The organism is Peribacillus sp. NPDC097197 (assembly GCF_050278025.1).
Lineage (GTDB): Bacteria > Bacillota > Bacilli > Bacillales > DSM-1321 > Peribacillus.
Genome location: NZ_JBNNST010000002.1, coordinates 437796 through 452871 on the forward strand (window position 1 = coordinate 437796; position 15076 = coordinate 452871).

The 15076-nt window shown below is 38.7% G+C and carries 12 protein-coding genes and 1 pseudogene; 3 read left to right on the forward strand and 10 right to left on the reverse strand.

The features are described from left to right. Positions 1-11: 11 nt before the first annotated feature. From ACQKL6_RS04580 to rnz, 3 genes are all read right to left on the reverse strand, one after another. Positions 12-1007: an ABC transporter substrate-binding protein gene (locus tag ACQKL6_RS04580; RefSeq protein ID WP_402869342.1), complete on the reverse strand. Its 996-nt coding sequence runs from the start codon at positions 1005-1007 to the stop codon at positions 12-14. A gap of 205 nt (positions 1008-1212) precedes the next feature. After that, entirely contained in the window at positions 1213-2031 is an 819-nt protein-coding gene (locus tag ACQKL6_RS04585) for a squalene/phytoene synthase family protein (RefSeq protein ID WP_402869344.1), read from the reverse strand. Positions 2032-2095: 64 nt separating this feature from the next. Continuing rightward, positions 2096-3028 (reverse strand): ribonuclease Z, encoded by a 933-nt coding sequence (gene rnz, locus ACQKL6_RS04590; RefSeq protein WP_427650662.1) that lies wholly within the window; start codon positions 3026-3028, stop codon positions 2096-2098. A gap of 216 nt (positions 3029-3244) precedes the next feature. On the opposite strand from rnz, the gene zwf reads away from it, so the two are divergent. Continuing rightward, positions 3245-4741 carry a glucose-6-phosphate dehydrogenase gene (zwf, locus tag ACQKL6_RS04595; protein ID WP_427650663.1) on the forward strand — a complete coding sequence of 499 codons (1497 nt, stop codon included), beginning with the start codon at positions 3245-3247 and terminating at the stop codon, positions 4739-4741. A 42-nt stretch (positions 4742-4783) separates the two neighbouring features. On the opposite strand, the gene ACQKL6_RS04600 is transcribed toward zwf, so the two are convergent. Then, a complete protein-coding gene (locus ACQKL6_RS04600; RefSeq protein WP_402986157.1) occupies positions 4784-4939 on the reverse strand; it encodes a hypothetical protein in 156 nt (51 codons plus the stop codon). 271 nt (positions 4940-5210) lie between these two features. On the opposite strand from ACQKL6_RS04600, the gene ACQKL6_RS04605 reads away from it, so the two are divergent. Next, positions 5211-5384 (forward strand): asparagine synthase, encoded by a 174-nt coding sequence (locus tag ACQKL6_RS04605; protein ID WP_402869352.1) that lies wholly within the window; start codon positions 5211-5213, stop codon positions 5382-5384. 118 nt (positions 5385-5502) lie between these two features. On the opposite strand, the pseudogene ACQKL6_RS04610 reads toward ACQKL6_RS04605, so the two are convergent. The 3 genes and pseudogenes from ACQKL6_RS04610 to ACQKL6_RS04620 form a co-directional block, all read right to left on the reverse strand. Then, positions 5503-6203 (reverse strand): annotated as a pseudogene (locus tag ACQKL6_RS04610) (transposase); the annotation flags it as partial. Positions 6204-6272: 69 nt separating this feature from the next. Continuing rightward, a complete protein-coding gene (locus tag ACQKL6_RS04615) occupies positions 6273-6821 on the reverse strand; it encodes a transposase (protein WP_427650664.1) in 549 nt (182 codons plus the stop codon). 660 nt (positions 6822-7481) lie between these two features. Beyond that, positions 7482-8525, reverse strand: a complete 1044-nt coding sequence (locus ACQKL6_RS04620) for a YheC/YheD family protein (RefSeq protein ID WP_427650665.1) — start codon at positions 8523-8525, stop codon at positions 7482-7484. Positions 8526-8687: 162 nt separating this feature from the next. Between ACQKL6_RS04620 and ACQKL6_RS04625 the strand changes: the two genes are divergently transcribed. Continuing rightward, positions 8688-9908: an ATP-grasp domain-containing protein gene (locus ACQKL6_RS04625; RefSeq protein WP_402986164.1), complete on the forward strand. Its 1221-nt coding sequence runs from the start codon at positions 8688-8690 to the stop codon at positions 9906-9908. A gap of 813 nt (positions 9909-10721) precedes the next feature. Here the strand turns inward: ACQKL6_RS04625 and gndA are convergent. The 3 genes from gndA to ACQKL6_RS04640 all read right to left on the reverse strand — a co-directional run bounded on the left by gndA (position 10722) and on the right by ACQKL6_RS04640 (position 14875). Next, positions 10722-12131, reverse strand: coding sequence for an NADP-dependent phosphogluconate dehydrogenase (gene gndA, locus ACQKL6_RS04630; RefSeq protein ID WP_427650666.1), 1410 nt, complete (start codon positions 12129-12131; stop codon positions 10722-10724). A gap of 28 nt (positions 12132-12159) precedes the next feature. Beyond that, a complete protein-coding gene (locus tag ACQKL6_RS04635; protein WP_427650667.1) occupies positions 12160-13425 on the reverse strand; it encodes a DNA polymerase IV in 1266 nt (421 codons plus the stop codon). 328 nt (positions 13426-13753) lie between these two features. Further along, complete coding sequence (locus tag ACQKL6_RS04640) at positions 13754-14875, reverse strand: tripeptidase T (protein WP_402956969.1); 1122 nt, start codon at positions 14873-14875, stop codon at positions 13754-13756. Between the last annotated feature and the right edge of the window lie 201 nt (positions 14876-15076).

Genomic DNA, 15076 nt, shown 5'->3' on the forward strand with positions numbered 1-15076 from the left:
ATCGCAAAAGCTTATTTAACAAACTCAGCATTTGCTTTCCATTCTTCTTTTATTTCAACACCCATTTCCTTTGCAGCTGTTTCATTAATCACCAATTTTAGTTTTTGAGGATATTGAACCGCGATATCACCCGGTTTTTTATCATCTTTTAATATTTCTACCGCTTTCTGGCCTGCTTCGTAGCCAATATCATAGTAACTGAAGCCATATGCTGCGAAACCGCCTGCATTCACGGAATCAAGTTCCCCGACAAATAAGGGGATATCCTGGTCATTCGCTACCGAAATCACCGATTCTAATGCTGAAACTACTGTATTATCCGTAATGATATAGAAAGCATCCGCTTTTCCAATCAACGATTCCGTTGCCTGCTTAACTTCGGCTGAAGTCGAGACGGATGCTTCCACGACCTTCAAGCCCGCTTTTTTTGCCTCCGCTTTCACGTTTTTAATTTGAACGACTGAATTTTGTTCGCCCGTATTGTAAACCGTCCCGATTGTTTTCGCTCCAAGCTCTTCTGCCAGGAACTTCATGGAATTTTTGATGGCATCCGGATGAGAATCGGTCGTACCTGTCACATTTCCACCTGGTTTCTCCATGGACGTAACAAGTTCCGCAGCTACTGGATCAGTTACAGAAGTGAAGACGATTGGAATATCTTTAGTCGCATTCAATGAACTTAAAGCGCTTGGCGTCGAGTTAGCAAAAATCAAATCCACTTTATCCCCGACAAAGTTATTCGCTATCGTCTGGCTGTTGTTTTGATCGCCCTGAGCAATTTGGAGATCATACTTTGCTTTAATGTCACTATCCTTCAAAGCAGCCTGAAACCCTTCATATGCTTGATCCAATGAATCGTGCTGAACGATTTGTGTCACTCCGACTTTGAAAGCATCCTTATCACTTTCGTTTTTTGCCGAGTCTTTCTCGTTTTCATTTCCACACCCTGCAAGTAAAATTCCAGTAATCAGGGTCAAGGCTGCCGTTGAATATAATCTCTTTTTCATAATGTTCCTCCGCTTTTCTCTTTTTTTTAAATTCTGTCTCTCTAACGAAGTCAACTTTTCCGCTTTTATGTACTAAATTATAATCGTTTACTGCCGCTATTCCAATGTATTTTTTAAATTTTTAGAATTTTACGATTACATTTATGAAGTAATAAAAAAGCTACTGTATAAAGTTGTATAAACTTTATACAGTAGCTGGCTCTTCTTAATTATCGACGACCTGGTTTACGATAGTGGTAACCGTTGACCGATCGATTTTTTCTTTTCCTTCTTTTAACGCCTTCAAAGTAGCTTTAGCCAATTCCAAAGGAATTTTACAGAAATGGACAATATCCTTTGTCTCGATGTCTTCAATGTACCTATCCGCCAATTCAAGATTATATTCTGTATGGCTCAGCATCTCTTTGAAGCCCCATCCATTCGGATAAAAATTCACGCCGCGTTCTGCATCTTCTTCACGGTTCCGTAGGATGTTGACCGTTTGAAGGCCCTGTCCAAATGCAATGGCAAGATTGCGATCCGTATCTGTTCCATCATACCATTTCCAAATATCAGAGAGCATCACCCCAACTAAACCAGCGACATAATAGGTATACTCATCAAGCTCTTCCTTATCATGTATTTGCCAATTCTTCGAAACCCACTTCGCCATGCCTTCAGCCATTTCCTTGGTAGACTCAAGGACCTTACCAAGCACACCTGGAGGACAATAATCCATCCAATCTCCAAGTTGCAAGGTCACTTCCGGAAGCACATCCTTATATGGTTCAAAAACAGCCTGGATGTCCTCTTTACGATAATCGGTTTTCAATAGGCTGCTAACAGCCTGCAATAGGGCGATTTTATCTTCGGCACCTAGATTCGGGTGGTCTTCAATTTCATCAATGGCCCGCATGCAAAGATATGCCGAACCAATGGCTTCCTGTAATCCTGATGGCAAGTAACTAATAGGGATAAAAAAAGTACGACTTGTTTTCAAAAGAAAATCCATCGCCTTGTTATGTAAATTATTTTGTTCAGTCATTTTTTCACCCTCCTATATCCAATAAGCAATTGAACTATTATACCAAATAATCGTAATGATTTCCCTATTCTTGTACATATAAAGGGATTTTAATCGACAATAAATCTTCTGCCATGGTTGTATTCGAAAGGATTGCACTACTTTCCTCTTTTAACCGTTCTGCATCCTCAAGAGTATAGCGTGAGGAGATATGTGTTAAAACAAGGTGCTTAACCCCCGCCTTTTTGGCAGTTTCAGCCGCTTGTATAGTAGTTGAATGGAAATAGGCCGTTGCCAATTCCGTTTCTTCCGCAGAAAAGGTTGCTTCATGGATGAGATAATCAGCTGAGTCGGCAAGGACGAGGGCATTGTCGCAAACCCTAGTATCACCAAGTATCGTAATAATTCTGCCCTTCTGTGGTGCACTAAGATAGTCTTTCCCATTAATGGTCCGGCCATCTTCAAGACGGACCGATTCCCCATTTTTCAATGCTTTATAAAGGGGACCCGGTGGCACTCCTTGTTTACGCAACTGGTCAACCAGTAAACTCCCCTGCCGATCTTTTTCCACGATTCGGTAACCGACACTATAAATGCCATGATCAAGTTCCAGGGCCGTCACGGTAAACTGGTCATCTTCGAATATGACGCCTTCCTCAATTTCAATGATTTCCAATGGATATTTCAAATGAGAGGCACTCACTTGTAAACTCGTCGTGATATAAGCATCAATGCCTTTTGGGCCGTACACCGTCAATTTTTCGACTCCACCCTGAAAAGACCTGCTGCTTAAAAGACCAGGAAGACCAAAGATGTGGTCACCATGCAAATGCGTTATGAAAATCTTTTCAATTTTACGTGGTTTAACCGCCGTTTTTAAAATTTGATGCTGTGTCGCTTCCCCGCAATCAAAAAGCCATACTTTTCCCCGTTCTTCTAATAATTGAAGGGCGATTGCCGTCACATTACGCGCCTTTGCCGGAACACCAGCACCCGTTCCTAAAAAAACAAAATCCACATTCCTACCTCCGTTGCAAAAACTTTATACCTTACTATAGCATAACAGAGGCCCTGATTCATTTTTCAACTTTTAAAATTCGGTCTCTTTGAAGATTTTAATGAAATTACGAAAAAATGCGCAAATAGATTGCTTTGAGGGAAAGCTAACCGTAAAATTAAGAATTAGTACATATCCAACTTTAAGACAGAAATTACAGAAAGTTGAGGTTCTAACATGACAGAAAATAAACCTACAGCATTAATCATGATTTTTGGCGCTACCGGAGATTTAGCGAAACGAAAACTGTTTCCTTCGATATATCGACTATTCCAAAAGGAAAAAATCAATAAATTCGCAGTGGTGGGTGTCGCCAGAAGGCCATTAACCAATACTGAGTTTCAAGCAAGTGTAAAAGACTCCATCCTGACATTTGGACATGCGGAGGAAAAGGTCGATGAATTCGTTTCCCATTTCCACTATCATTCACATGATGTAACTAGTTCAGAGTCCTATTTACAATTAAAGCAGGTTGCTGATAATTTAGACGGCCAGTATGATCTGGAAGGCAATCGTATCTTTTATTTAGCGATGGCACCGGAGTTTTTCGGAACCATTGCCGAACAGGTAAAAGCCCAAGGCTTGACCGATACCAAGGGTTACAAACGCCTTGTCATCGAAAAGCCATTTGGCCACAGTTTTGAAACAGCACAAATCTTGAATGAGCAAATACGTACCGCATTTGCTGAAGATGAAATTTATCGAATCGACCACTACCTGGGCAAAGAAATGGTACAAAACATTGAAGTCATCCGTTTTTCCAATGCCTTATTCGAACCACTATGGAATAACCGTTATATTTCCAACATCCAAGTTACTTCAAGTGAAACACTTGGTGTCGAGGAACGTGGGCGTTATTATGAAACGAGTGGCGCCTTACGGGACATGGTCCAAAACCATTTATTGCAAATGGTCGCCCTGCTTGCCATGGAACCTCCGATTGCCTTGACTACAGAAGAAGTCCGCAGCGAAAAGGTCCGAGCATTACGGTCACTCCGACAAATGAAAGTGGACGAAGTCAAAGAATATTTCGTCCGTGGTCAATATGGCTCAGGTACGGTAGGGGAACAAACACTCCCTGCTTATCGTGATGAATTGAATGTCGATCCTGAATCTAATACAGAAACCTATGTTGCGGGTAAATTGATGATTGATAACTTCCGCTGGGCGGGTGTTCCTTTTTATATCCGTACTGGTAAAAGAATGGATGTAAAATCAACGAAGATCGTTGTTCAATTTAAAGACATTCCAATGAATCTCTATTACAAAACCGAAGAAACCTTGCAACCAAACCTTCTCGTCATCCATATCCAACCTGAAGAGGGTATTTCCCTTTACTTAAATGTGAAGAAATCTGGAACGACGATGAATACGAAGCCAGTGAAGTTGACGGTCTCCAACAAAGGAATCGAACATATCAATTCACCTGAAGCTTACGAAAAGCTTTTATTTGATAGCATGCGTGGAGATGCCACAAACTTTACACATTGGGATGAGGTCGCCCTTTCATGGAAGTTTGTCGATACCATCTCGAATGCCTGGGAAAATACGAAAGAAGCCTCTTTCCCCAATTATGAAGCGGGTTCGACAGGACCAAAAGCATCCGATGAGCTTTTAGCAGAAGATGGACATGTTTGGTGGCAAATCGAAAAAGAAAAAAGAATTAATCAGTAAACTAATAAGAGGATGCAGTGAACCTGCATCCTCTTCTCTATTTTATGAGGCACTCTTTTTGATGATTTTCTCTCGAATGGCATGGATAAAATCCTTCGATTCTGAATCTGTTCCATGATTAAGCCAAAAAGTCACACTTGATTCAATAACCACAAAAAATAAAACAAGGGCTACGATCATCCAGATGAAGTGCATCAATTCAACCACTCCTTTTCTTGCTTCACTTATACGATCATCATCCCATACATTTTATACAGGTACATAAACTGTTAAAGATGGTTGCTATAAATCTTACTACTTTCGGCATAAAAAAGAAATATACCAAGTACCCATTTTTTCATTGAGTTCAGTTTATTATTTCATCTCTCCTTTTTCCGTATAGCCGAATGATAACGTCAAGCTGTGGTAACAATATAAATGGTGTTCTTTATCTGAATACCACTACTAACCGATGCGGAGGGATTTTACGATGGAAGTTCGTGAAGGGTTAATTCCAACAGCGTTAGGAACTGCCGTAACTGCTGCAGGTTATGCCATGAAGCAGAACCGTGGCTCAAACAAGATGGTTGCTAATACCGTTTTTGGTTTCGGTTTGGCACATGTTGTATTAGGGGTCATTGACCTTGTTGAGCATCGACGTTAGTAGAAGAAGGGGCTGTCTAATAAGTCCCTAAAATAAAACGGGTGAAGAAAAACAATTGTTTTTCTTCACCCGTTTTTCTATTTTTATACTAATTTACTGAAAGTAGCTGACGTAATCCAGCTATCTTCAGTAAATTATGTGCCATGGCTACGATGCCAAACTCCGTTTGGACTTTCGCTAAGCCCCGAAGCGAAAAGCGACGGAACGACCTATTGCCCTTGATATGACCAAAAACACTCTCTACCTCGATTTTTCGTCGAGCGTAAAGTTGTGCATTCGATTCAGACCAAAGGTTCACTTTTGCTTTCGCTTTTAGTTCTTCATAAACTGGATTAACATGCACTTGGCGATTTCCTGCCGTCTTTGTACATTGAGATTTTAATGGGCAATCCGTACAATCCTCACATTCATAAATTTTAAAGTCACGTGTGAATCCATTTTTATCCGTACGGGTCGAGTAACGCTTAAATAAAACCTTACGGTTATTTGGACAGGTGTATTCATCCTTTTGTTCATCATATGCCCAGTTACTCGCATGACGAATATCTTTTTTATAGCTCCGTTTTTGTTCCGTTAAAAAAGTATTGTAAGGAATCAAAGCTTCAAATTCTTCCTCCAAAGAGTAGAGGTAGTTTTCTTCACTGCCATAGCCGGCATCTGCGATGACGTTTTTCGGGAATGGAATGGTAGCGATGTATTCTTCAGTGCCTCTATATGGGGCTTAAAACACCGTGTATCAGTTGGGCGCTGATGTATCGTATAAAAAAGAATGAATTGATTTTCCGTTGCCATTTGAATATTATAACCAGGTTTTAGTTGTCCGTTATTCATATGTTCATCTTTCATCCGCATAAATGTCGCATCCGTATCAGTTTTAGAATAACTATTTCAATCGCCAAATAGAGCTTTTTGTTGTTTAAATTTCACTAATCGTGGACCTAAGTCTTCGCGCACTAATTTCAATAGTTTCTTAACCGGACTGAGTTCCCGTCGTTTTTCTTTTCGTACCTGGACATCTTCTTCAAGTTGGATACCATTCGTTTCTTTTTCAACTTTTTCCACTAATGCTTTTTCTATTTGAGTTAGTTTTTCCTCTGCCGTTAAAAAGGACGTTTCGTCTTGAGCAGACAGTTCATGCCCTTCTTCATCTGTAATGGTCTGAATCTGTTGGTACGTTTCTTCAATTTTTTCTTGTAGCTTCGCCTCAAACTTTGTCGTCGCTTTTTTCCACACAAATGAATACTTGTTTGCGCTTGCTTCAATCTTTGTTCCGTCTAGGAAGTAATTCTCCATAGTGATGTGCTTTTCTTCTATTAGTTGATGAATCATTTCTTCAAAAAGTTTCGGAAGGAACTTTTCCATTTGTTGTGTGCGAAATCGATTAATCGTTCGATAATCCGGTTTCTGCAAGCCAGCCAGATGATATACATTAGTCACCCGCTCCTTTTCTCTCTTGCCTGCTATCTCCTACGCTCTTAGCTAACATTTACTAGACCATACCTTCATTCAAAGGTGTTTAAACTACAAGGATGAATAAAATAAATCATACTACTCTTTTCATAAAAATAAAAAATGCAAAGTTCCTATTTATAATTATACATATATTACCATCTCTACCGCATGGATTGTTGTTCAATAAATGAATGTTAATATCATACGGTGTTCACCTCCAATAGAGTTCATCAAACAGAGGGCACCGCTAACATCGGTTTGAAGGAATTAAACATTGGATGTTAGTTAATTCCTAGTATTGGGCACTGCAGTGTTGACTACAGTAATACTAGAAAGCAAAACCGCGGCATAAAACGCCCAACCTTGGATACTTGAAAAGGTCCTTGTCATTCATTCGTTTATAGCTGAAATATGGATTTTTTATGGATAGCTACGATATTTAATTCAAACCGTTCACAAAACTGACTAATGGAAAGTACTCTCCTATATGTATATGAATACACATAATATACCTTTTGAATACGACGCCCTTTATTGGCCACAGAAAATCCCCTCCCAGATAGACTTTTAAGAACACCCTCCATCATGTCCTTTTTTTACTGTCTATCTGTAGGGGAAAATATTAAGTAGAAAAGCGTAAATATCTTAATCAGAGATATTACGTTTACTATTAGTAGCCAAATATTTAGCATAAAGAACCGTATTTCTTGCTACATCTAATTCACAATTAAATATCATAGGTGCCCCTGGTCTCCAATTTACTTCAAATAACCACAATTTTTGGTTCTCATCAATTCCTACATCAATGCCCAATTCATCAAACGATACATCTTCATATAAAGAATCAAAGTGGGTAGCAAAACTTATTGAGAAATGTTCAAGCGTTTTTTTTATATCAAACCAGGAATCTTCAAACTCATTTTTCAATAAAATATCAAGATAACAAGTATAACCACCGCTACCCATATTTGATGTAATGCTTCCTAGGGTTCCTACACGTGGATAAATAGCGGTAATGACCCACTTTCCTTCTCCATTTTTTTGTACATGCAATCGTAAGTCATATACCTGACCGGATTTAATTTGACATGAAATAAAACGTTGAACTAAATATTCTTGTTCTTGAATTTTATGAGATGCAAATTCGATCAATTCTTGTTTTTTATAAATAGAGATTTTCCCAGCTTCATTCACTCTGTATTTTTCAGTTCCTTCTTTTTCAATAAAAACGATACCCTGGCCCTGATGTCCAGACAATGGTTTGATAATCACTTTGGGATAAAGATGGACCATTTTCATTAACCTATTAACTTTGGTTAATTCATTAGTGGGTATAAGATATTGTTCAAATGATTTCCCTTTTTTAATTTGCTTAAATACATGTAATTTATCCCCAACAGAATGACTTGTAAACGGAATGATCTCGGATAAATAATCTACGATTATTTCACCTTTTTCAGTTAAGGGATAGCTAGCATTATAGATGACGTCAGGAAAAGGAAATTTCTTTTCAATCCAATTTCCGTTCTCGTAAATTTTCCCATTAATTGTTTGATTTTTTATATCTACTTGCCCTGGCGTAAAGTAAAAGAAATTTACCCCTTCTGCTTTTGCTACAACTGAGTAAGCATAGGCTCTCCTCACTTTTAGTGGATCCGCCCGATGATGAAGCATGCCAATTAAGGTCATAATAGTTGCATCCCACCTTTTATTAATGCTTTCCTCAATAATTATTAAATTAGGCCTGTCTTTATTCCTATTTTTTGACTTATTAAGAACAATCATTGTCCCAAATATATATTCTATTAAAGTAAATATAAAACAGCAAACACAGGTGGGATAAAATAAATTATGAAAACAATTGTTTTTATTGGCTCCAATAAATCAGGATCAAGCAGAGAAGCTCTAAAAGCTGCAGAGCGTCTTGGTTATTTTACCGTGCTATTAACGAATAGACCAAAATTCCTTGAGCAAAGATTAGAATTTCCTGATGTCCATCAAATGATATTGACAGAGTTATCTAATCATCAGACATTGAAAGAAACAATCTATAAATTACAAAATCAAGGAAAGGAAATACATGCAATCTTAAGTTTCATAGATCCTTATGTAAATGTTGCAGCGGCTTTAGCGGAAATATTTTGTACTAGCACTGTTCCTTCAAACCAAATTCTGAGCATGGAAGATAAAATTTTAACAAGGAATCTTCTTAAGAGCCTTCCATCTTCGCCTTACTTTGAAATTTATAATCCAGAAGATGCCCTAAAGGACTTTCTTAAGGAACAAAATAAACATATACCGTTGATTGTGAAATCTCCTATATCAGCTGGATCAAAAGATGTTCTATTGGCAAATAACAAATCTCAATTAAGAAAATCAATGAAAAATCTAATAAGAAAGTATGAAAATTCACCTATTTTATTGGAGGAATATTTAACAGGACCACAATATTTAGTTGAAACATTAGTGCAAGATGGACAGGTTTATATTGTTGCCGTTATTGAACAAGAAATTACGTTCGAAAAACGCTTTATCGTAACGGGTTATAGTTTGTTACCACATATGGAAAAACAGTTTTATGATGGTATTTATGAAACAGTAAGTAACATTGTAGAGGCATTTCAAATAAAAAATGGCGCATGTCATCTAGAATTGCGACTAATACAAGGTGAATGGAAATTAATAGAAATAAATCCTAGGATTTCCGGAGGTGCCATGAATCGAATCATTGAAGTAGGATATGGAATTAATTTAGTAGAAGAAACCATTCAATTATTTCTAGGAAATAAACCTAATCTTACTAAGAAACATAGCAAATACGTATATGTACATTATATAACTGTAGACACTATGGGGAAGTTAGTTAAAGTAACGGGCAAGAACCGAGCTGGTAAATATCCTGGAGTACAAGAAGTTTTTATAAAACCTCGTAAAGGAAAGATATTACGGCCACCATTATCAATGGGAGACCGTTATGGTTACGTTTTGGCATCCTCTGATGTGGAAGAAGAAGCAAAAAAAGTGGCCAAGGAAGCAGCTAAGGAAATTCATTTTAATCTTGAACAATTATAAATTTTGCGAACAGAACTTGAAAGACATTATATGTACAATTTAATGTGGGCATCCATCAGAATTAATATACTATGACTCAAATTAATATTGACAAAAACATTAAGGGGGAAATGCTGAAATGATAGAAAAAATAGTGTCTCACGAATATCAAACAGTCCTTAATTTAGTACGTGATTACAACGAAATAGATGTAATAGGAACTCTATTGGTTTTTTATAATATTAAAAAAATAATAAAAAGGCGCTTGGTTTTAAAAAGTTATAATTATTTCGATGACGACTATAAAGACTAAATCATTCTGCGAAGGTCCTATCAAAGACTTTCGCATTTTTAGTGAGGTTGAATAACGCTAAAAATCTCAAAAAGAACCAATTAAATTGTTTTTTTTCAAATCCTTTCAGTCTAGGAAAAGAATATATGACTCCAAAAGAAGAGAAGAAAACCCTTTGATTAAAGCAGGCGGTTGTGGTTTCGTGAAAAAAGTAATCAAGAGAAATCAACTGAATCTATTTATAAAAGATTATATAAAGGGATATATGATCCTACTTGTTTGACCTTCCATGGTTTAAGACTATACTCTTCCTTACAATCAATTCGATAACCTTTTTTATAAAAAATCTTTAACGAATCTATATCTGAACATTCTGCGTTAAAAAGGCACAAAAAAACAGGGGCTGTCCCAAAAGGTGTAATTACACCGAAATTGAATAAATAGTAAAAGGCAGAAACGTTGATTTAACAACATTTCTGCCTCTTTGTTTTTGCGAAATTCACTGGAATAAGAACTTATTAGACAGCCCCTGCCTCCTACATTTATTTGTCCATCCAATCAGTGTGGAAGGTACCTTCTTTATCGATTCGTTCATACGTATGTGCCCCAAAGTAATCGCGTTGAGCTTGAATTAAATTGGCCGGAAGCGTTTCTGTACGGTAGCTATCGAAATAAGCGAGTGCAGAAGACAAGCAAGGAACTGGAATGCCGTTCAACACAGCGGTAGAGACCACTTCACGCAAAGCTCCTTGATAATTTTGGGCAATTTCTTGGAAATAAGGATCTAGAAGCAAGTTGTTCAAGTTTGCTTCGCGATCATATGCATCTTTGATTTTTTGCAGGAACTGAGCACGGATGATGCAGCCCCCACGGAAAATCATCGCGATGTCCCCATATTGAAGGTTCCAGTTATTCTCTTCAGATGCAGCCTTCATTTGAGCGAAGCCTTGTGCATACGAACAAATTTTACTCATATAAAGCGCTTTGCGAATGCTTTCAATCAAAGCCTTTTTATCACCGGTAAATTTAGCTTCCGGACCGCTGAGGACCTTGCTTGCTTCTACCCGCTCTTCTTTTATGGCTGAAATGTATCGTGCAAAAACGGATTCCGTTATGATTGGAAGTGGTACACCAAGATCCAGTGCACTTTGGCTCGTCCATTTACCTGTACCTTTTTGGCCAGCTTTATCTAAAATGACATCGACCATGGGCTTACCTGTCTCTTCATCATAGCGTTTGAAAATGTCAGCAGTGATTTCAATAAGATAGCTATCCAACTCTCCCTTATTCCATTCAGTGAACACCTCATGAAATTCTTCAGCGGACAGACCCAGAAGATTTTTCAAAAGGAAATACGATTCCGAAATCAGCTGCATATCACCATACTCAATTCCATTATGCACCATCTTCACATAATGTCCGGCACCACCTGGTCCGATATATGTACAACATGCATCTCCATCAACCTTGGCAGAAATATCCTTCAAGATTGGAGCTACCAAATCATATGCTTCCTTCTGCCCGCTTGGCATGATGGAAGGACCAGTCAGGGCTCCTTCTTCCCCTCCTGAGACACCAGTTCCAATGAAATGAATACCAAGTTCACTCAATTCCTCATTGCGGCGCTGCGTGTCCTTGTAGAACGTATTCCCGCCATCAATGACGATGTCCCCTTTTTCAAGAAGCGGCTTAAGTTGATCAATGGTTGCATCCGTAGCGGCACCCGCTTTTACCATCAATAGAATTTTTCTTGGTGTTTGAAGCGAATTCACGAATTCTTCAAGCGTATATGCCGGTACTACATTTTTGCCTTTCGCTTCTTCCATCATTTCGTCCGTCTTTGCAGCGGAACGATTATACACGGAAATTGAATACCCTCTGCTTTCGATATTAAATGCAAGGTTCTTACCCATTACAGCAAGTCCGATAACGCCAATTTGTTGTTTTGTCATGATTACCTTCCCTTCATTTGGATGTATGTCACCTTAGTCCATTTTTACTTCTGGTTCGCTCAAAAAAGTCTTTGCTAAAACTGGTATTCGTACCAATTGACCGTTCTTTCAAAGTAAGGCCCTTTTTAATAATATTTTCTCCATACTTATTTTGCAAGTGTTCCATCACTTCGTATAAAGGTTCTTTGTCAGCATCCTCTTCAAAGGAAAAGATATCGAGTTGTTTGAATGCAGATTCTTTTTCAATGACATCATAAGCCGTTACACCTAACAGGCGAATGGCCTCTCCATTCCAATTCTTCAAAAACAGCTCAGTAGCCCAATCCGAAATATCCGTTTTTTCAAAAAATGGATTGGAAACCATCTTACTTCTTGTAATGGTCCTCCAATCTTTATAACGGATGGTCACTCCAATCTTCTGACCTAGCAAACGTTTATTCTTCAAACGTACTGCAACTTTTTCCGAAAGCTTCTCCAATACCCCGACCAGCTCTCTTTGATTGGTAGTATCCTTAGGCAGGGTTGTCGAGTTCCCAATGCTTTTATGGTCAAAAATGGCCTCTGGATCAACAAGTCGCGAATCCATTCCGTTAGCCCGTTCCTTCAAACGGATGCCATTTATCCCTAGCAACTGTTTTAACTGGGTTTCGTTGGCCTTGGCAAGGTCTCCAATTGTCTGGATACCGATTGTCTGGAGTTTTTCTGCCGTTTTACCGCCAATCCCATGCATCTCCACCACCTGTAAGGGCCAGAGAACCTTGGGAACATCTCTTTTCCTTAGAACCGTGATCCCCATCGGCTTTTTCATATCCGATGCTGTTTTAGCCAAAAATTTATTTGGGGCGATGCCAATGCTACAAGGAAGATCCATTGTATTATATATACGCTCTTGAATACTTTTGGCAATTTCCAAAGGTGAACCCCATTCTGCACACTCACTGATATCCAGATACCCTTCATCGATGGAAACAGGTTCAACTATTTCCGTATACTGCCGCAATACTTCAAATATGGCGAGGGAAGCCTTTCGATATCGCTCAAAATTCGGCTTTTTAATGATTAATTGAGGGCATATTTTTTTGGCCTGCCAAATGGGCATGGTCGTTTTAACCCCATATTTTCTAGCTTCATAACTACAGGTAACGATGATTCCCCTTCTTTCTTCAACATTACCGGCAATCGCTAATGGCTTCCCTTTCAATGATTCATCATAGGACATTTCCACAGATGCATAGAAACTATTCATGTCTACATGGAGAATGACCTTTCCATTTTTAGGATACATATCCTTCATGTGACTGTCACATCCTTGTGGGTACAAATCTCAGGAAATCGGGTGCATATAAACTAAATCTTCTTCATTAAGATACCCCAATCTAACCTTGATAACCATTGAAGTAGTGCTTCATTCTAAGAAAAACAGTCATCATATTACTGATGACTGTACATATATTCCTGTAGCCCTTTTATGTCCACTAAAGATGAACGAGTTTTTTTGGATCATTATTAATGTGACAAGTGACTTCCAATATTCGCTACACACTACATATATTCGGTTTTTTGGTGGCTAACACGCCAATTTACGATATTCTCGGGAAACTACTTCATCCATCTTCGCGTAATTATTCTGCGGAAACTTCCTGAATGATACTGATGACCATTTCAGCCAACTTTGTCAATTCTTCCACTGGAATTCTTTCATTCGTTGTATGAATGTCTTCATAGCCGACTGCTAGATTAACCGTAGGAATGCCAAATCCAGCAATTACATTTGCATCACTACCGCCGCCGCTTTTCACCAATTCGCATGGACGGCCAATTTTCTCTGCCGCTTTTCTTGCAACTTCGACCACATGGTCACCTGCTCCATATTTAAAGCCTGGATACATGACATTGACTTTCACTTCGGCCCGTCCGCCCATTTCGATGGCAGCAGTCTCGAAAGCTTCTTTCATTCTTGCTACTTGTTTTTCCATTTTTTCAGGAACCAATGATCTTGCTTCTGATAAAATTTCAACATGATCACAAACGATATTCGTTTGTTGTCCACCTTGGAAACGTCCGATATTGGCTGTCGTTTCATCATCAATGCGGCCTAAAGGCATTCTTGAAATGGCTTTGGCAGCAATCGTAATGGCAGAAACCCCTTTTTCAGGAGCTACGCCAGCATGGGCGGTCTTGCCTAAAATGGTTGCAGCTACCTTGGCTTGAGTAGGGGCAGCAACGACGATATTCCCAACTTTACCATCACTGTCAAGAGCAAAGCCGTATTTTGCCGTTACAAGAGAACGATCTAGAGCTTTTGCTCCTACTAACCCTGATTCTTCACCAACGGTAATGATGAACTCAATTGTTCCGTGCTCAATATTCTGCTCCTTAATCACTTTCAACGTTTCTAACATAACAGATAAACCTGCTTTGTCATCTGCCCCTAGAATCGTCGTTCCATCTGACACTATGTATCCATCTTTAATAGACGGTTTGATACCGTTACCTGGTACGACCGTATCCATATGTGATGTGAAATAAATGGTATCTACGCCAGGTTTCGTGCCTTTCAGCGTACAAATTAAATTACCAGCCCCATGACCCGTAACAGACATTGTATCATCTTCAAAAACATCCACGCCAAGTGCCGTGAATTTTTCTTTTAAAACTTTAGCTATTGCTGCTTCATTTTTAGTTTCTGAATCAATTTGCACCAATTCAAAGAATTCACTAACTAACCGTTCTTCATTAATCATCATTTAAACCTCCATAAAAGTAATCCTTTATAAGTATATCTCTAAAGCCGTTACCCGGCAAATAATCCGATAGGAAGATCTCCTTTCAATAAAAACATAAAAAAGCAAATAACGACCACCCGTGATAACGGGTGGTTTTCTCTGCGGCTGAAAGCCTTTATTACTGACCAGGCCCTAAAGGGCCCCTGATTGGTTCGCCAA